The following is a 16,166-nucleotide window of genomic DNA, read 5'->3' on the forward strand; positions in this document are numbered from 1 at the left end:
CACGAACCGAACTCAGTCCGCCCGTTTCTCAGCCGCCGCCTGACGCAACAGCCGGAGTGACGCCTCCACCAGCATCTCACCACTACCGGGCAGCAGATTGGAATTGGTCACCTCATAACTCCCCCCGGCATAAGCGGCCCGGTGCGGAATGTAAATCGTCTCCACCGCGTTCGACAATTCGACGATGATCGTGGTTTTAAACGGAGACGCCTGCTTGATCGCCAGCCCCAGTTCCACGAACACCTCGCCCGGCAGACAGACAATCGCCACATCTTCGCCAATCGTCATCACGGTCACATCCACGGGCAGCGTCTCGCCGATGCCCGCCAGCGATCGGCTCAAGCCCCACGTAATATGCTGATCAGTTTCCGCATAAGGCTTTTTGTGCCGCATCTGATCCAGAATCATCTTCTTATACGCGGTCACATGCTCGAAGAAATCCACCTTCCCCCCGGCTTTGGCCACCTTCAGCAGTTCAATCGAACGTTTCACTTCCGGCTGCGAGGCATCCTGCAAAGGCAGATCCACCACCTGCGACTGCACCGTCAGACCAGTCCCTTTCACCGGCTCCAGTTTCGGCAGCTCCGCTGTGATCGTTTCCCCCAACGAATTCCCGATGAAATCCACCTTGTTCCGTACCGACGCTGATGGATTGGAATGATTGATATCCCCGCAGCAGCCGGTTCCGAATATTGAAATCACATCTTCACCGAGTGCTTCCCGCAGTGTCTCCTGGATAAAGTACGGGTAGTCGGCACTCCAGCGGGTCCCGCCCACCGTATCCAGGTGCAAGGCGAAGTTACTCAGCACTCCTGCGTAAGAACCGTCTTGCTTATCCTTGATCGCCAGCAGTTCAATCCGTGGATCAATCGGACCAGCGGCCCGGATCACATTCGGATTCTTCAACGACTGCCAGGTCTTCACACTCCCGTCCTTCATCACGAAGCGTCTGTTGAAAGCCACCGGCGTCTTCTGCACAGCCGCCCCCGTTTCCAGCTGCGCCGGTTTCGCAGCCTGATTGGCCGCCACGATCGCCTCCACCGGACCGTTGATCAGTTTTTGAATGTACTCGGCCCGCAGAGGCTGCTGTTTCTCTTTCCCCAGGTAGAGATAGAGTTCCTTCATGTAATCGGGAGCTGTGTGCGAATGAGTCGCCGCCAGTACGATATTTTCAGCGGGGATCCCCGTTTTTTCAGCAGCCAGCCGACGCACTTCTTTCGAAAGATCCGTGGCCACGCCGATCAGATCGCATACCACCAGCGCACCTGCTGTGTCCCCTTCCCGAAACACTATCGCTTTTGCCTGCAGCGGATCGATCTGTCCTTCCGCCAACCGCTCATGATAATAGCCGGCCATCGGGAAACCGACGGGAGGCGTGATGTCCGTCTCCGCCACTCCCACCTGCAGACCATCGCCCGCATGAGCAATAGAAACCAGCGACACCAGACACAGACAACAAAACATCAGGCAGCGGGAAACAAACAACATGGAGGGAAACCTTCAATGGGGGCAAGAAAATCATAGGAGGGCGAGCACGCGGCCCGATTCAGTCGGCAGCCTTGCCGTCGCGGAGTTGCTTGAACTTCTGATAACCTTTCCAGGCCATCTTCTGTAATTCGGCACGGTCCTTGTCAGAAAACGTTTTCGTGATCGGGTTGCCGTCACGGTCTTTGTCCCGATCTTTGTTGTTCCAGAACCGGATATCGGTAATCGAATCGACGGGCAGACCTTCCGGACTCTTATCAAACAGGGCCGCATAAATCGCACACGCCGTCAGATAGGCCATTGTCTGGTTCAGATGCGCATCGTTCAGGAACCGCAGTGTCAAATCCGGACGTTCTGTCTGACAATACAGCCCCACCAGCGACATCGGAGCGGCACTCGCATCGAGTTGCTTTGCCAGGGCCGCAATCGCTTTCGCTTTTTTCATTACCGGCTCTGTTTCCGGAGCCGTCCGCAGGGGGTTTTTATTCTGTGTCGCAGGCGTCGTCTCATACAGAATCACGCGGGCTCCCTGCGCCTTCGCCAGGGCCGCGAACTTTGGTGCATACTGGGCATACAATGAAGGATCACCGCTGACATCATCCCGATAAGACTGTAACACCACCACATCCCATTTCGGATGTGGCTGATCCAGTTCCTTGAGCAGGCCCTGATGTCGTTTCAACGCGGCACGCGCATATCGGTTCTCTTTGTTTTCGGCTGCTTTTTTCAGGTCGGCAATCGTCTGCTCCTCTTCCGCTTTGGTCAGGGAATGCAGCTTCACAAAATTCTGAGAACCCAGGTTCCAGTGATCCCGCAGCCGCCGTCCACCATAAATCACCGTTGTCGGCTTGAAGGTCAGCCCCGGATTCCCCGCTTCCGCCATCTGCTTCACCACGTCGGCCAGGTTGTGCCGGGCTGTGTAACTATTGCCGATAAACAGCACGTTCAACGTCTGCTTCTCTTCCGCGACGACCGGTCGGCCTGCTCCACTCGAGAGAATTAACAGACAGATCAGACTCCAGGTTATCAATCGCAGATGTAACAGCATCGCCAGCCCTCTCAAAAGCAGAAATAAAAAACCGGGACAGAACCAATCCCCATTATGAAGCGAGCGCGAGCAGCAGTCAAAGGATTCGTTCCCTGTCCCGGTTTGGCATGAGTCAATGCCGATCAGTCCACGGTCTGTACATCCAGTGTAATCGTGGCATTGAACAGTTTGGAAACCGGACAACCGGCTTTCGCCTTGCCGGCCAGCTCTTCCACGGTCGCCGCATCTGCACCGGGAACTTTCGCTTTCAGTGTCAAGTGGATCGCTTCAATCGCAAAGCCCCCTTCCACCTGGTTCAGCGAAACCTCCGCTGTCGTCTCCAGCCGCTCAGCCTTCAGATCGGAGTCACCCAGAATCTTGGAGAGCGCCATCGAGAAACAGCCGGCATGGGCTGCACCAATCAGTTCCTCAGGATTAGTCCCCTGCTCCCCTTCAAACCGCGTGGAAAAACTGTAGGGCAATTCCTGCAGCGCACCACTGGCGGTCGACACGGTCCCTTTTCCATCTTTGATTCCCCCCTGCCAGACGGCAGAGCCGGTACGTTTAATCGACATCTTATCTCCTCCTTGGGTTGAGGTTGCATTCAGTAAAACACAGAGTTCACCTTAGAAAATCCCACGGCAAATGTCACGAGACTTTTCAGAATCTGCTCATCCATGCCCCTCGTTTCACCGTCTTCTGGAAAACAGACCGTTGTCAGCGCCCTTGGCAGACGTTACAATCTAACATTCTGACGTTAATTTGAATATATAATAGATCTCTTTTCCAGGAGCCCTTTTGGGATGACTCAGAACCAGAATCGCCTCACGGTTGCGACTTACTTCCTGCTGGCATTGCTGACCGCTCCCCTGTGTGCACTGGCCGAGAAACCGGAATCGAAGTCTCTTCGAGCGGATCTCCCCTATCAGGTAAAAAAGAGCGATCCCATTAACCACGAGGTCGAATTCTCCGTCGTTGTCACGCCCCCTTACCACTGCAAAGTCCTCAAGGTCTGGGTTCCCGTCCCGCAGACCGATGCGGCCCAGGAAATCGCGGCCAGCGAATTCACGACCTTTCCGCAGGAGGTTTCTCCCCAAATCAGTAACGAACCCGTCTACGGCAACCGCTTCGCTTACTTTGAATTTCACGATCCCCACGGCGCTCAGATCATCACCCATCGCTTCAAAGCCCGCGCGTGGAACCTGCACTGGAACATGGATCCCGCTCAGGTCACCCGGGTCGAACAGTGGCCCTCCTCATTTGAACCCTATCTGAAGCCACAGAGCGTAGACCAGCCGGAACAGTTTCAGCAGGTCATTCAGAACATCAACGCCGGCTTTCAGAACAAAGGCCCCGACCTGATTGGCGCGATGAACTGGATTGACCGGAACCTGACCTACGATCATATTCATGCCTCCCTCCAGGCCGATGCGAACCACGCCTTCGAACAACGCCGCGGGCACTGCAGCGATTATCATGGCCTTTGTGCCACCATGGGACTCGCCTTAGGCTACCCGACCCGCGTGACCTACGGACTGGCCCTCTATCCCAAAAACTCCCCTTCGCACTGTAAGATGGAAGCCTACCTCCCCCCGTATGGCTGGATCAGCTTCGATCTCTCGGAAACCCAGAAACTGGCGAAACAGATTCAGTCCGACAAAGAGTTGACCGCGGAGCAGAAAACATCACTCACGCAAGCCGCCCGCGAACGGACCCTCTCCGGTTTTCGCGAAAACAGCTGGCTGCTCTTAACTCGCGGGACCGACTATCAACTCTCGCCCCCCGCACTGAAACCGGTCCGCGTTGTGCGAACCGCGTATGTGGAAGCCGATGGCGAAATCCTTCCCGAACCCGACCCGGCGAATATCAAAAAACGCGAGTTCTCCTGGATGACCTCACACCGCTACACCGCCGATAAGCCATTCAAAAAACCGTTCAAGGATCTCTCCACCCTGAACGCCGATTGAATCAGCTTATGCCACGTTTGTGATCTAAGCAGCAGATCCTGACTGAGGCGTTTCCGATCGGTTTCTGATCCAGCGAAACCATACCAGATCCACCAGCAATGCCAGTACTACACTGATCCCTGCCAGAGGAAAGAACAGGCAGCACAGGATCACCGCTCCCGTCAACCAGAGTGGCAACCTGTGTTCGCGTCGGCGGGGAAAACCACTTTTACCCGTGGGGCGCCGTTTCCACCACATCCAGAGTCCGGTAACCGGTAGTGCCGCCAGCACCACGCAGGCCAGGAACCAGATCACCTTGGTCGCCGGTCCACCGATACTTCCGACATGCAGGGGGTAGGTCCAGCCGTGCATCCAGAATGCGGGATGATCGGCCAGCCGCTCATTGCTGATCAAAGTGGTTTGAGCAGGATCGACCATCAGGTTGTCATACTTGTAGGAACCATAGGTTGCCGTGGAATGACCGTTCATCGCCCGTACATTGATTTTCTCAGCCGACGACTTTCCCAGTACCAGTTCCAGCGAACGATCCGGATAAGTGCGCGAGGCATACTCCCAGACCGCGTCAATCTGTGCCTCGGTAGGCGGTGCCGGTTTCTCTGCTTCCGACTTCTGTTTGCCCCTGCCTCCAGCCATGGCAGAAAGCCCTTCCAGCCCCTGGTGTGAAACCACGGAGACTGCCATCGCCCCGCGCCCCCAGAGCACCGTATAGAACATCCCGGTCCCTACAATCAGAAACAGCACCGGCAGCAGATAAACTCCTCCCAGGGCATGCAGATCGCGCAGCACCATGTACGATTTTCCTTTGAGCCGGGGAACCCAGACCCCTTTGACCTTCTCCCGACGTCGTGGCCACCAGAGATACAGCCCCGTACAGAACAGGAGCAGCCCCCAGCAGGTTACCAGTTCAATGATCACCCGCCCGGTCGTTCCGATAAACAACCGACGATGGATATCCAGAACTACTTTGAAAAAGTTCCGCACGCCATCCTGCTTCGGATCCAGTTCTCCCAGCACACTCGCATCGTAGGGATTCAGAAAGATCTCTCGTTTCTGTTTCGCCTCTTCATCAGACACCGTCACCACCACAGACCGGTCGGCTTCAGGCAGCGCGATCAGTTCAGTCGCTTCTCCCTGGCCAGCATAAGTGGTTGCAGCAGCCAGTAAGGCAGACGGTGGCAGACGTGTCCCCTCGGGTGAAACATACACCAGATCACGGTGCAGATAAAAACCGATCTCCGGGGAAAAGATGTAAAGCATCCCCGTCACCGCCAGGGTGATCAGAAATGGCGATGCAAACAAACCGGCATAAAAATGCCACCGCCAGACTGTCCGAAACAACCCGGGCTGAGCCTGTTCTGCTGGCTGTGGCTCAACAGGGGCAGTCGTTTGTACTTCCGTTTCACTGACCAGGGGATTCATAATCACGACTCCTGTTTAAGGCGCAACCGCGGCTGATTTTTGTGGTCCGGGAAACGGGTTCCGGGCTGGAGTCGCTTTGCCCTTCGCTTTCTCATCAGACATGGTGATTTTAGCCCCCTCAATCGCAATCGGTTTGAGTGGCGCTCCGCTACCGGCCACGGAAAGACGCAGATCGGAGGATTTCGTAGTCGCATAACGCAGCCCGAGTCGGTCAGGCGACAGTCCCCCCAACTCCGGTTTCTCCGGCCAGTAGACTGTGACAATGTATTCTCCCGCAGGAGCCCCGTCTCCAAATTCGTAAGTCGTCAGTGTGTAGCGACCATCTTCCTGCACGATTCCAGAAGGACGCGAGCCACGCTTATCTACGCTCTCCCCCACAGGATGCAGGCTGACAATTGCACCCTGGGGAACTTGATCATTGACCGAAATATAACCGGTAACCGGTGCCGTCTCGGCCTGCCAGTTCTGACCGGAACAGCCACAGGTCAACACCAGCAGACCAGCAAAACACAATACTTTCATGAGGTAGACTTTCAGAAGATATTTTATCTCACTCGCAGCAGGTGCGCAGACGAGTCATGGTGAAAGGAACAGAGGCAGCCTGAACCGCTTGACACAGTTCGGCTGCTCAGCTGAAGATCTGGTAGGATTTTAGAATTCGCCAATCACTTCGCCGCCGGCACAACTCGACATCGACCACAGCGTATCGACATTGATGTTCTCGGAGATGAAGCGGGCAGAACCGTCTCCCAGCAGCACATGGATGCCGCCTGTGTGGAATGAATAGGGAGCACTGTAATAATTGGTCGCATTCATGACCTCGGTACCGGCAAACAGAGTCACACTCGGCTCACCTCCCGCAGTCGCTGCCGGAGTGATCAGGCTGGGTGCCAGATAGGTTCCCAGCACATTCGAAGTCCAGGCTTCACGCGCTTCACCCCAGGTATCACCGTAGCCCACATACATCTGCGGAGACGCATTTCCACCCGGCTCACGTTGACCTTTTACATACCAGTGAGCCCGCCCGGCTGACTCATGCAACAACAAAGTATTGGTCAGGCCATCGGTCACATCCCGGAAGGAAATCTTTTTTCCCCACTCAAAGAACGCGTTACCGGGTGCGTTATATAAGTCGGCCGCATTGAAGGGTGAGTACAGATAAGCGTAGTCAGAAGTCGCAGCACCAGTCACCGCTTTCTCACCAGCACCGGGAGCCGAGGGACACTGCAGAACCGTAGGCACAGTCTGCGCCAGCGGGAGATTATCCGCATGGTGCCAGGCCAGGTTGAAGTTATAGTTGTTGTATAAATTCCCCTGATCCAGGTAAGGCAGCAGCGCGACGAACGCACTCCGTTCCGGCTGACCTCCGATTGTCGGTACACAATTGAAGACATCGTGATAATTGTGAACTGCCAGTCCCAGCTGTTTCAGATTATTTTTGCACTGGGACCGACGGGCTGCTTCACGGGCCTGCTGCACAGCAGGCAACAGCAGCGCAATCAGAATGGCGATGATCGCAATCACAACCAGAAGTTCGATTAAGGTAAACGCACGACGAGAACGTGAGGGCAGATGCATGTTTCCACTCCTGTGACTAACCAGTAAACCATATAATAGAAAGCACTTACATTAAGCGAATTCAAAAAATGTGGCTGGCTGGCGCTGACGCATGCGTTGGCTTGCCCTTCCTTAAATGCAGTGACTCAAAACAAAACATTATTGAGATTGAGTCTCAGTCTAATAGAAGGCCGCTGGTTGTCAACTTAGGAAACAGGAGAATTTCTGAGCAAATTCAAATTGCCGTCAGGAAAGTCCACGAAACGGAATCAACTGCCAGAGGCGACGATCACGCAAGTACACGCTGAGCCAGAGCACGACCCCCAGACCGGCCTGGACCACAAAGGGATCCCCCACACGCCAGTGGGTGCAGATCGCACCGCCCAGGTAGCCGGTCAACAGAATCGCTCCCAGCACTGCCGTCCAGGGAACCAGGTACAGCACCAGGCAGACCAGTTCCAGAATCGCCAGTGGCAGGATCATCGATTCCGGCAGCCCCAGCTTGGTCATCCCGTCAGTCATTTCCGGCCCCCCTTTGAATTTCATCACGGTGCTCATTCCAAACAGGAACACCACCGGGAGCGCCAGCAGGCGGCCAATCCAGACCAGAGCGCGAGGTGTTTTTACCGGCGGTGAAGTTGCTTCATTCATGTCGATTTCCCATCTGAAAAATGAAAGGGCCTGGAGGATCTTTACTGCTGCGTGCTCACTACCGCGATTCAAGTCGACTCAACGGCTGCAGGATCCATATAAAAGACTTCCCAGATATGTCCATCCGGATCCTGGTATCCATGTCCGTACATAAAGCCATGATCCTGAGGTTCATTATAAGTATTCCCCCCCGCGGCGACAGCTTTACGCACCAGTTCATCCACTTCGTCCCGACTCTCGCAGCCAAGCGCGAGCAGCACTTCGGTCTGTTGCTTCGCATTACAGATTTCGTTCGGCGTGAAATCACTGAAACGGGCATGCGTCAACAGCATGGCATGGATATCCTCACTGATCACGACACAGGCCGCTGTCTCATCGGTCCATTTTTCGTTGATCGAGTAGCCCACAGCCTGATAAAAGGCCATCGATTTGGCCAGATCGCTGACGGGCAGATTTACATAGATTTTTTTCGACATGATACTTTCATTCTATCTGAGCAGAGTCTCATTAACCCTGCTGATCCAGTTTCTCAGCTGCTTCCGCGATGCGCTGTTCCTGCTCTTTCAGTTCCGGCGTCATCGCATCGCCAAAATCTTCCATCTCAAAGAAGGGGCGGATTTCCAGATCCGATTCTTCCGGCATCGGATTCGGACAGCGTTTCGCCCACTCAATCGCTTCTTCCATCGACTTCACCTTCCAGACCCAGTAGCCCGCGACCAGTTCTTTCGTCTCCGCAAACGGACCGTCGATCACCGTCCGTTCCGCACCCGAAAAACGGATTCGAACCCCAGTCGAACTGGGACGCAGCCCATCCCCCGACAACATGATCCCGGCTTTCACCAGTTCTTCGTTGAAGTTTCCCATCGCCGTCAGCAGTTCCTCGCTGGGCATGGCCCCTGCTTCCGAACTCTTTGACGCTTTAACCATCACCATCACTCTCATCATTCCACTCCTCTGCTGATGTCTTGTTTGAGTTTTCTGTATTTCAGACTCTGTTATCGTTTCACTTCAATTTCCGGCAGCTCAAAAATCGGTCGAATCTCAACCGTCCCCTTCTTCGCCGGAGGAAGACGCTCCGCGATCGCAATCGCCTCATCCAGATCGTCGACATCGATCACATAGTACCCCCCCAGTTGCTCTACCGTCTCGGCGAACGGGCCGTCGGTTACCATCTTCCGGTCTTCGCGTACCCGCACACAGGTCGCTGTCGACACCGGATGCAAAGGCGACGCTGCCAGGTATTTACCCTGTTCATTCAACTCGTGGCAGATCTCCATCGATTCCTGCATGCAGGCCGACCGCTCTGCTTCGGTCCAGCAGCTTTCCGTACCGTAAATCAGCAACATGTATTTCATAACGATTCCTTTTCACTCCCCGTTGATCTCAAATTGAACGGCTTCAGATAAAACACTATTTTCCCGCAGGCAGGTTGGGAACCTCAACGAGAGGACGCACCTCTACAGTTCCCCGTCGGGCGCCGGGTATCTGTTTGGCGATCTCGACCGCCGCGTCCATCGAATCCACATCAACCAGGAAGTAGCCTCCCAGGTGTTCGGTGGTTTCTGCAAACGGACCATCGGTCACCAGAGCCTCTCCCTCCCGCACTCGCACACTGATGGCCGTCTCAACCGGTTCCAGCGGCGCTGCGGAACAGTACTGGTTCCGGCTGTGTAATGTATGACACAAGTCGACAGACTCTCCCAAAGCCACCTTTCGTTCTTCCGACTCCCAGGCATCGGGAGTCGCATAGACCAGCAACAGATATTTCATCTTCACTCACTCCCGTATTAGTTTTTCCGTCGATGTTCTGACGTCATGATCTGCAGCCACCCTCCCTCTTCGGTCAGCATTTCACTGGTCAGAATCCACCTGGATTCATCAATCACTTCGATCGCATCTTTGTAAGACGTGGTTCCTTCGCTCCCGCACTTTGGACCCACCGTCTCCAGGGTCAGCTTGCGTCCGGTGGGATCCAGACCTCCCTGGTAGGTCCAGAGACAGGACATCATCGACCCCGTAAAAGTGCCGACGTACTGACCGAGTTTGATATCGTACCCCAGCGTCATCAGTGTCGACCAGGAGCCGGATTCTTCATCACCTCCGTTCCCTTCAATCAGGAACCACATCCCCTCCAGAGAACGGCAGTTGACTTCACCAACTGAATTATAGGTCGGCTCTCCCGGTCCCATCTGGCATTCGGTCTCTGCTATCCAGCTGCCTGTTAACTGCTTCAGCCATTCGTGTTCTGCCTGTGGCTTCTCAAACATCTTTCCTCTCTCCTGATTGAATGATCAAAAATACGACACTAATGCTTTACGAGGCACAGTTACCTGTTACTGAATTGCCGCGTCCCGTTCCTTAATCAGCGCACTGATCTCTTCATTCACCGGACGGATCTCAAACGGTCCCATGCCGATTCCCGGATGTCGCGAAATCAGAGCGATCGCATGGTTTAGATCCCGGGCTTCCAGAAACAGCAGCCCGCCGATCTGTTCCTTAGTCTCTGCAAAAGGACCATCGGTCACATCCACCTGACCGTTCACGGTCCGGAGCGTCACCGCCTGGCTGGCATGCTGTAGTGCCTGCCCTCCGATAAAATGGCCTCCCCGCCGGAGTTCGTCATCGTAGGCAAAACATTCTTCCATCGCGGCTGAAAGTTCTTCCTCCGATTTTCCCTCCATCCATGCTTCATCGTAATATCCCAGGCAGACAAATCTCATGGTCGTCCCTCGTTGAAAAAGGTTGTATTGTATCAAGTCATGACTCGATTTGAGTAATCTCTATCAGGCTCCATCAAAGGCCCGCTGCAACCCATCGATCTCCAGCTTCGTCATCTGCATCAATGCCGCCATCACCCGGCCGGTTTTCTCCGCATCTCCCGTCTGCATCAACTCGGGCAGGATTGTCGGCACGATCTGCCAGGAAAGGCCGAACCTGTCTTTGAGCCAGCCACACTGGCCCGGTTCGCCTCTCGCTGACAGTTTTTCCCAGTATTCGTCGATCTCGTCCTGACTGTCGCAATTCACCACGAACGAAATCGCTTCGTTGAACTTGAACAGGGGACCGCCGTTCAACGCGGTAAACCGCTGGCCTTCCAGTTCAAAGGCTGCGACCATCACCGACCCCGCAGGCCCCGGTCCCCCTTCGCCGTAACGCGACACGTCGAAGCGTTTCGAGTTTTTGAAAATCGAAGTGTAATAATCGATGGCCTCTTCTGCGTTGTTGTCGAACCAGAGGAAGGGGGAGATTTTCGGAATATCTGACATCGTGCTGCTCTTCTCTTTTGATTCTCATCGAAGTGGAAAACGGCCCTGGTATCAGCCGTTCTGATTCTGTTCGAACATCGCCTGCATGCCTGCCTGAATCTCTTCGAAACTCAGATCACGCACATGCGTTGCCACAGACCAGCGATGACCAAAGGGATCGTCCACCTGGCCGTAGCGGTCGCCCCAGAACATCTCCATGACCGGCATAATCAAAGTCGCACCGGCTTCAATTGCCTGATTGAAGACCGCATCCACATCCTCGACCTGCAGATGAATGGAAACCGGGGTTCCTCCCAATGCATCCGGTCCTTTCATCCCGCACTCTTCGCGTACGTCGGCCAGCATGATCCGGGAATCACCGATCTTCAGACAGGCATGGACCAGTTTGCCATCCGGTCCGGGCAACCGCATCAGTTCCTCGGCGCCAAAAGCCTTTTTATAAAACTCAATGGCCTCGACTGCGTTCGAACAAGCCAGATGGGGAGTGATACTGTGCATGCCTGCGGGAATTGGTTTAACGCTGGAACTGTTCATCATCTTCTCCTGTGACTGAAGGTCGTTTCGATAAGGGACGAGAGCCTCAGACTGTCTGTCCGCCCCCGTTTATGAAGTAGTCGAACGACCGTCCCCCCCAATCGACAACCAGCTGTTATTTTTTTTGAAAAACGGGTCAAATACCGTTGTCCCGCAAGACTTCCACAGCCCTAAGCCACTACCTGAAAGCACTTTACAACCAGAACCTCACTAAACAGCCTTTGACCATCATTCAGGAACGATGCGACTCTCGTCCAGTTCCTGCAGCCGTTTTTCCAGGAACCTTCGCTCCGAAGCCTGATTCACTAAAGACAGAGCCTGTTCGTAAGCCGTCCGCGCTTCAGCATCCCGCCCCGACCGGCGACAGAGATCGGCGCGTGCCGCATAGACCAGGTGATATTCACTCAGTTCCCCCCGCGCCAGGATCGCGTCAATCAGTTCCACTCCCGCATCAGGCCCCTGTTGCATCGCGACTGCGACCGCCCGGTTCAGTTCGACAATCGGGGATGGTGTCGCCTGCAACAGCAGATCGTACCATTCGACAATCCGCGTCCAGTCTGTCAAAGCAGCACTCGGAGCCCCCGCGTGTACGGCTGAGATCGCCGCTTGAATCGCATAGCTCCCCACCTCCCCCGAGGCAATCGCGCGTTCGACCAGTGCGATTCCCTCACGTATTTTCTCTCGATCCCAGAGACTTCGATCCTGATCTTCCAGCAGAATCAAATCTCCCTCTGCCGTTGTCCGGGACTCCCGCCGCGATTCATGCAGCAGCATCAGAGCCAGGAGACCCATCACTTCGGTATCATCGAGCAGTTCCGCGAGCAGTCGCCCCAGCCGGATCGCCTCTTCTGACAGATCCCGCCTGGTCAGTGAATCACCGGAGGAAGCTGCATAGCCTTCGTTAAACACCAGGTAGACCACAGTCAGCACAGCATCCAGTCGTTCGGGCAACTCGGATCGTTCCGGAATCACATACGGAATATTCGCGTCCCGGATCTTTGCTTTACCGCGGACGATCCGCTGTGCCATCGTGGAGGGAGACGTCAGAAATGCACTCGCAATCTCTTCTGTCGTCAGACCACAGACCTCGCGGAGTGTCAGCGGCACCTGCACCTGGGGAGCGATCGCCGGGTGACAGCAGGTGAAGATCAGCCGCAGTCGGTCATCTTCCACATCCTGCTCAGAACGGTCGGCATTCTGAGTGGCAACGCCCTCCAGTCGCTGTACGACTTCCTGTTGTGCTTCATCGAAACGGGCCCGACGGCGGAGACTGTCGATGGCTTTGAAACGCCCTGTGGAAACCAGCCAGGCCCGGGGTTGATCGGGAATGCCCGTCTCCTCCCATTGCATCACCGCCGCGGTAAAGGCATCGTGCATGGCTTCTTCAGCCAGATCAAAGTCCCCCAGCAGACGGATCAGTGTCGCGAACACCCGCCGTGATTCGCGCTGATAGATCGCATCGACCTGCTGTCGAATTGACTGGGAAGAAGTCTCACTCATCTGATTCTGACCTGAAAGGACCCGCGACGTGTTTCACTCTGAAAGCGTACTGTAAGGATAGTCAGTCGCTCAGGCAATTCAACAGGAGACGCCGCCGAACGCTCAAAAAGAGTTCAGAATTAAGACTGCTTCACAATCTTACTCAGAATCGGATGATTATCTTTGATGTGATACGACAACGCTTTGCGGGCGGTCTTCCAGTCCTCTGCAATCAGTGCCTGCAGAATGGCCTGATGCTGCCGCACCGTTTCGATGGCCGTCTCCCGGTCCTGGTCTTCCCAGTCAAACAGGATGTCATAGTACTTCCCCTGCCGCTGAAAAAAGTCCTGGATGTAATGATTGCCCGCTTTCTCAATGATGTAGGCGTGCAGACTATTATCGATCAACGCTTCAGCATCTTTTGATTCCGGAATCACATTTCCGTCCAGAATCTGCTGCAGTTCCTCTTTGACCAGTCGCGGTTTCGCCAGTTCGAGCGCCTTGAGCTCCAGCAGTTCGCGCACTTCCAGAAACGCCTGCATGTCTTCCTGACGGAACGGTCTCAGCCGCCAGCCCCTGCGGGGAATATGATCCAGAATCCCGGCTCCCGCCAGGCGATTCAGGATAATCCGCAGTGAGGATCGGCTGATCTTGTACTGTTTCGCAGTCGCTTCTTCCCGTATATCAACCGGCTCGCCCTGCAGACTCAGTTTCACGAAATCATTCGTGATCAGTTCGAACATATCCGTCGGCGGTTTGGGCAGCGCAGCAGACTGTCCCTTTTTCAACGGCTTGATCTTCCCCTCGTTGATCTCCAGGCGACGGTTGGCTCCCTTCTGCAACAGACCCGCGTCAACCAGTTCCGCGAGTGCCAGCCGGACCGGAGAAAAACTGACCTGGTAATGATCCGACAGCGCTTCCAGCGTCAGTGGAGCCGGCAGTTCCTGACCGCTGCGCAAGCGAACTTCGAGATCATTCTTGATGTAATTTTTCAGTGACATTGTTTGGGGTGGGCGCTCGGTTTCCAGGTCTGATTTCGTTTTCGGAGCTCAAGCCGCATTAGACTATCTTTCTGTCCGATTTGGCTGCAACTTCAGTGTACTGCTCTCTGCAGAGAGAACAAAGTCACCCGAGAGACAATTCCCGAAATGCCGCTGGTAAGCATAAAAAAATCCCCTTGTGCCATGACCGGTACAAGGGGATATACAAATTGGGGGACTAACAGCTGCCTGCCTGTATCAGACTCCCAGCTCATGCCAGGGGCCGGTGATCGCGAAGGTCACACCCGGATCCTGAATATTCACGAACAGCCATTCGCCGTCGGGACTGAAAGTGGCTCCCGCCCATTCGCCGCCGGTAAAATCACCGATCAGTCGGGGGTGCTCTCCCTTGTGCAGATGAATGTTATTGATCGCCAGCGTCTGCAGCAGCCCTTTCCGGCTCAGGGTATGTAGCCGCAATGGTTTCAGGTCAGCATCTTCACACAGCACCAGACCGCCACGCGGGCTGACAGTCAGGTTGTCGGGACTATCCAGAATGTCATGCGATGGCGACTGGAACACCAGACCCAATGTCTGCTCTTCGGGAGAGAAGGCCCAGATCTGTCCCAGCCCGGCTTCGCCTCCGTCCGTGCAGTTGAAGTAGACCAGTCCATCGCCGTACCAGCAACCTTCCAGACGACCGAAAGTAGTCGCCCCCTGGGCTTTCCCCTGCGAGTAAACGCCGAGACCGTCATTTTTTCCGGGTGTGTTGCGGCGGATCGGATCTTCAATATCGACCCACTCAGCCTGATAGCGGACGCCCCGCTGTGCCCCGGTGCGGAGATCATCCTGCCCCTTGATTTTCAGCATCTGCAGCGTCCCCCCTTTGGAGAGGACTTCCCGTTCGTTGGGCAGGAAACGATAGAAACCCGCTGTGTCGCGGTCTTCGGTCTCATAGATGATTCCGTTTTGGGGATCGATGGCCAGTGCTTCATGCACAAACCGCCCCAGGGCCTGCAAAGGCTCCAGCGAAGCTGTTCCTTCCGCGGGAACTTCAAATACCCAGCCGTGATGTTTCTCGTGTTCGTACTGGACGTCACGAAAACTTTCGTGAGGACCGATCACGGTCTCTTCACATGACAGCCAGCTGCCCCACGGTGTCGGACCGCCGGCACAATTCTGGACGGTTCCCGCGAGGCTCGTCCAGCTCTTCAGCCATTCACCGGTCTTGACGTTAAACTGCAGATTCGCACAGCCACCACCGGCTTTGGGGTCGAAGGTCAACTCGGGAGGACCAAAGGTGCGCGCCCCCTTAATTTCGTGATTCCGGCAGATGGTGACAATATCTCCGTTCTGGGCAATCACGCCCATCCCGTCGTGACCTTCCGGAGTGACCACACCATCCGACATGACGTCGCCGGTCCAGCCAAATGAACGATATCGAAAACCGTCCTGTAACCGTAACAGGGGCAGACCGGTAGTCTCATCCGCCACCGGTTTGAGATCGGAGTGATCTTTCACGATCCCCTTGGCAGAGGCGGTTGAGAGAAAACGGGAGAAGACAGTCCCCGCTGCGGGAGCGGTAATAGCTGCCTGTAAGAAGCGGCGGCGTGAGCAGGATTGCGACAATTTTGCCTCGAAAATAATTCACGGGACATCGATGAATATCCGGCTGAAAATGTCGATCCACTTCGACTACCGGATGAATTCATCAAATTTTAACGCGAATTATTAAGTTTTGATGAACAACACATTAAGTTATCTAAATCGTAACTTCTCATGAGCTGTCATCGCTGCCACT

Annotated in this window: 19 protein-coding genes; 1 reads left to right on the plus strand and 18 read right to left on the minus strand. The window is 55.0% G+C overall.

The window, feature by feature from the left end; all coding sequences use genetic code 11:
- Window positions 1-12: 12 nt before the first annotated feature.
- The 3 genes from FYZ48_RS02190 to FYZ48_RS02200 all read right to left on the minus strand — a co-directional run bounded on the left by FYZ48_RS02190 (window position 13) and on the right by FYZ48_RS02200 (window position 3,087).
- Complete coding sequence (locus FYZ48_RS02190; RefSeq protein WP_242022304.1) at window positions 13-1,488, minus strand: neutral/alkaline non-lysosomal ceramidase N-terminal domain-containing protein; 1,476 nt, start codon at window positions 1,486-1,488, stop codon at window positions 13-15.
- Window positions 1,489-1,546: 58 nt separating this feature from the next.
- On the minus strand, window positions 1,547-2,533 hold the full coding sequence (locus tag FYZ48_RS02195; protein ID WP_149337055.1) for a hypothetical protein: 987 nt from the start codon (window positions 2,531-2,533) through the stop codon (window positions 1,547-1,549).
- A gap of 122 nt (window positions 2,534-2,655) precedes the next feature.
- A complete protein-coding gene (locus FYZ48_RS02200) occupies window positions 2,656-3,087 on the minus strand; it encodes an OsmC family protein (RefSeq protein WP_187781836.1) in 432 nt (143 codons plus the stop codon).
- A gap of 228 nt (window positions 3,088-3,315) precedes the next feature.
- On the opposite strand from FYZ48_RS02200, the gene FYZ48_RS02205 reads away from it, so the two are divergent.
- Entirely contained in the window at window positions 3,316-4,479 is a 1,164-nt protein-coding gene (locus FYZ48_RS02205) for a transglutaminase-like domain-containing protein (protein ID WP_149337057.1), read from the plus strand.
- A 24-nt stretch (window positions 4,480-4,503) separates the two neighbouring features.
- Here the strand turns inward: FYZ48_RS02205 and FYZ48_RS02210 are convergent, their stop codons facing one another.
- The 15 genes from FYZ48_RS02210 to FYZ48_RS02280 all read right to left on the minus strand — a co-directional run bounded on the left by FYZ48_RS02210 (window position 4,504) and on the right by FYZ48_RS02280 (window position 15,994).
- Window positions 4,504-5,898: a PepSY-associated TM helix domain-containing protein gene (locus FYZ48_RS02210; protein WP_149337059.1), complete on the minus strand. Its 1,395-nt coding sequence runs from the start codon at window positions 5,896-5,898 to the stop codon at window positions 4,504-4,506.
- A gap of 15 nt (window positions 5,899-5,913) precedes the next feature.
- Window positions 5,914-6,420 (minus strand): carboxypeptidase regulatory-like domain-containing protein, encoded by a 507-nt coding sequence (locus tag FYZ48_RS02215; RefSeq protein ID WP_149337061.1) that lies wholly within the window; start codon window positions 6,418-6,420, stop codon window positions 5,914-5,916.
- Between the two features lie 129 nt (window positions 6,421-6,549).
- Window positions 6,550-7,476: a DUF1559 domain-containing protein gene (locus tag FYZ48_RS02220; protein ID WP_149337064.1), complete on the minus strand. Its 927-nt coding sequence runs from the start codon at window positions 7,474-7,476 to the stop codon at window positions 6,550-6,552.
- Between the two features lie 225 nt (window positions 7,477-7,701).
- On the minus strand, window positions 7,702-8,106 hold the full coding sequence (locus FYZ48_RS02225) for a DoxX family protein (RefSeq protein ID WP_149337066.1): 405 nt from the start codon (window positions 8,104-8,106) through the stop codon (window positions 7,702-7,704).
- Window positions 8,107-8,174: 68 nt separating this feature from the next.
- The gene (locus tag FYZ48_RS02230) at window positions 8,175-8,582 is read right to left on the minus strand and encodes a VOC family protein (protein ID WP_149337068.1); all 408 of its coding nucleotides are present in this window, start codon (window positions 8,580-8,582) and stop codon (window positions 8,175-8,177) included.
- A 31-nt stretch (window positions 8,583-8,613) separates the two neighbouring features.
- The gene (locus FYZ48_RS02235; RefSeq protein WP_149337159.1) at window positions 8,614-9,048 is read right to left on the minus strand and encodes a YciI family protein; all 435 of its coding nucleotides are present in this window, start codon (window positions 9,046-9,048) and stop codon (window positions 8,614-8,616) included.
- A gap of 53 nt (window positions 9,049-9,101) precedes the next feature.
- A complete protein-coding gene (locus tag FYZ48_RS02240) occupies window positions 9,102-9,461 on the minus strand; it encodes a YciI family protein (protein ID WP_149337070.1) in 360 nt (119 codons plus the stop codon).
- Between the two features lie 55 nt (window positions 9,462-9,516).
- Window positions 9,517-9,876 carry a YciI family protein gene (locus FYZ48_RS02245; protein WP_149337072.1) on the minus strand — a complete coding sequence of 120 codons (360 nt, stop codon included), beginning with the start codon at window positions 9,874-9,876 and terminating at the stop codon, window positions 9,517-9,519.
- Between the two features lie 17 nt (window positions 9,877-9,893).
- Window positions 9,894-10,373 (minus strand): DUF1579 domain-containing protein, encoded by a 480-nt coding sequence (locus tag FYZ48_RS02250; RefSeq protein ID WP_149337073.1) that lies wholly within the window; start codon window positions 10,371-10,373, stop codon window positions 9,894-9,896.
- A 66-nt stretch (window positions 10,374-10,439) separates the two neighbouring features.
- A complete protein-coding gene (locus tag FYZ48_RS02255; protein WP_149337074.1) occupies window positions 10,440-10,826 on the minus strand; it encodes a YciI family protein in 387 nt (128 codons plus the stop codon).
- Between the two features lie 63 nt (window positions 10,827-10,889).
- Window positions 10,890-11,372, minus strand: coding sequence for a VOC family protein (locus FYZ48_RS02260; RefSeq protein WP_149337075.1), 483 nt, complete (start codon window positions 11,370-11,372; stop codon window positions 10,890-10,892).
- Window positions 11,373-11,423: 51 nt separating this feature from the next.
- Entirely contained in the window at window positions 11,424-11,906 is a 483-nt protein-coding gene (locus FYZ48_RS02265) for a VOC family protein (protein ID WP_149337076.1), read from the minus strand.
- A 228-nt stretch (window positions 11,907-12,134) separates the two neighbouring features.
- Entirely contained in the window at window positions 12,135-13,406 is a 1,272-nt protein-coding gene (locus FYZ48_RS02270) for an RNA polymerase sigma factor (RefSeq protein WP_149337078.1), read from the minus strand.
- Window positions 13,407-13,525: 119 nt separating this feature from the next.
- Window positions 13,526-14,386, minus strand: a complete 861-nt coding sequence (locus FYZ48_RS02275; protein WP_145439492.1) for a GntR family transcriptional regulator — start codon at window positions 14,384-14,386, stop codon at window positions 13,526-13,528.
- Window positions 14,387-14,623: 237 nt separating this feature from the next.
- Window positions 14,624-15,994, minus strand: coding sequence for an alkaline phosphatase PhoX (locus tag FYZ48_RS02280; protein ID WP_149337080.1), 1,371 nt, complete (start codon window positions 15,992-15,994; stop codon window positions 14,624-14,626).
- Between the last annotated feature and the right edge of the window lie 172 nt (window positions 15,995-16,166).

Source organism: Gimesia chilikensis, assembly GCF_008329715.1.
GTDB classification, from domain to species: domain Bacteria; phylum Planctomycetota; class Planctomycetia; order Planctomycetales; family Planctomycetaceae; genus Gimesia; species Gimesia chilikensis.

Bases quoted from the DNA above. Each gene is read 5' to 3' on its own strand.
- FYZ48_RS02190 (WP_242022304.1), bottom strand. From the start codon at position 1,488: ATGTTGTTTGTTTCCCGCTGCCTGATGTTTTGTTGTCTGTGTCTGGTG.
- FYZ48_RS02195 (WP_149337055.1), bottom strand. From the start codon at position 2,533: ATGCTGTTACATCTGCGATTGATAACCTGGAGTCTGATCTGTCTGTTA.
- FYZ48_RS02200 (WP_187781836.1), bottom strand. From the start codon at position 3,087: ATGTCGATTAAACGTACCGGCTCTGCCGTCTGGCAGGGGGGAATCAAA.
- FYZ48_RS02205 (WP_149337057.1), top strand. From the start codon at position 3,316: ATGACTCAGAACCAGAATCGCCTCACGGTTGCGACTTACTTCCTGCTG.
- FYZ48_RS02210 (WP_149337059.1), bottom strand. From the start codon at position 5,898: ATGAATCCCCTGGTCAGTGAAACGGAAGTACAAACGACTGCCCCTGTT.
- FYZ48_RS02215 (WP_149337061.1), bottom strand. From the start codon at position 6,420: ATGAAAGTATTGTGTTTTGCTGGTCTGCTGGTGTTGACCTGTGGCTGT.
- FYZ48_RS02220 (WP_149337064.1), bottom strand. From the start codon at position 7,476: ATGCATCTGCCCTCACGTTCTCGTCGTGCGTTTACCTTAATCGAACTT.
- FYZ48_RS02225 (WP_149337066.1), bottom strand. From the start codon at position 8,106: ATGAATGAAGCAACTTCACCGCCGGTAAAAACACCTCGCGCTCTGGTC.
- FYZ48_RS02230 (WP_149337068.1), bottom strand. From the start codon at position 8,582: ATGTCGAAAAAAATCTATGTAAATCTGCCCGTCAGCGATCTGGCCAAA.
- FYZ48_RS02235 (WP_149337159.1), bottom strand. From the start codon at position 9,048: ATGAGAGTGATGGTGATGGTTAAAGCGTCAAAGAGTTCGGAAGCAGGG.
- FYZ48_RS02240 (WP_149337070.1), bottom strand. From the start codon at position 9,461: ATGAAATACATGTTGCTGATTTACGGTACGGAAAGCTGCTGGACCGAA.
- FYZ48_RS02245 (WP_149337072.1), bottom strand. From the start codon at position 9,876: ATGAAATATCTGTTGCTGGTCTATGCGACTCCCGATGCCTGGGAGTCG.
- FYZ48_RS02250 (WP_149337073.1), bottom strand. From the start codon at position 10,373: ATGTTTGAGAAGCCACAGGCAGAACACGAATGGCTGAAGCAGTTAACA.
- FYZ48_RS02255 (WP_149337074.1), bottom strand. From the start codon at position 10,826: ATGAGATTTGTCTGCCTGGGATATTACGATGAAGCATGGATGGAGGGA.
- FYZ48_RS02260 (WP_149337075.1), bottom strand. From the start codon at position 11,372: ATGTCAGATATTCCGAAAATCTCCCCCTTCCTCTGGTTCGACAACAAC.
- FYZ48_RS02265 (WP_149337076.1), bottom strand. From the start codon at position 11,906: ATGAACAGTTCCAGCGTTAAACCAATTCCCGCAGGCATGCACAGTATC.
- FYZ48_RS02270 (WP_149337078.1), bottom strand. From the start codon at position 13,406: ATGAGTGAGACTTCTTCCCAGTCAATTCGACAGCAGGTCGATGCGATC.
- FYZ48_RS02275 (WP_145439492.1), bottom strand. From the start codon at position 14,386: ATGTCACTGAAAAATTACATCAAGAATGATCTCGAAGTTCGCTTGCGC.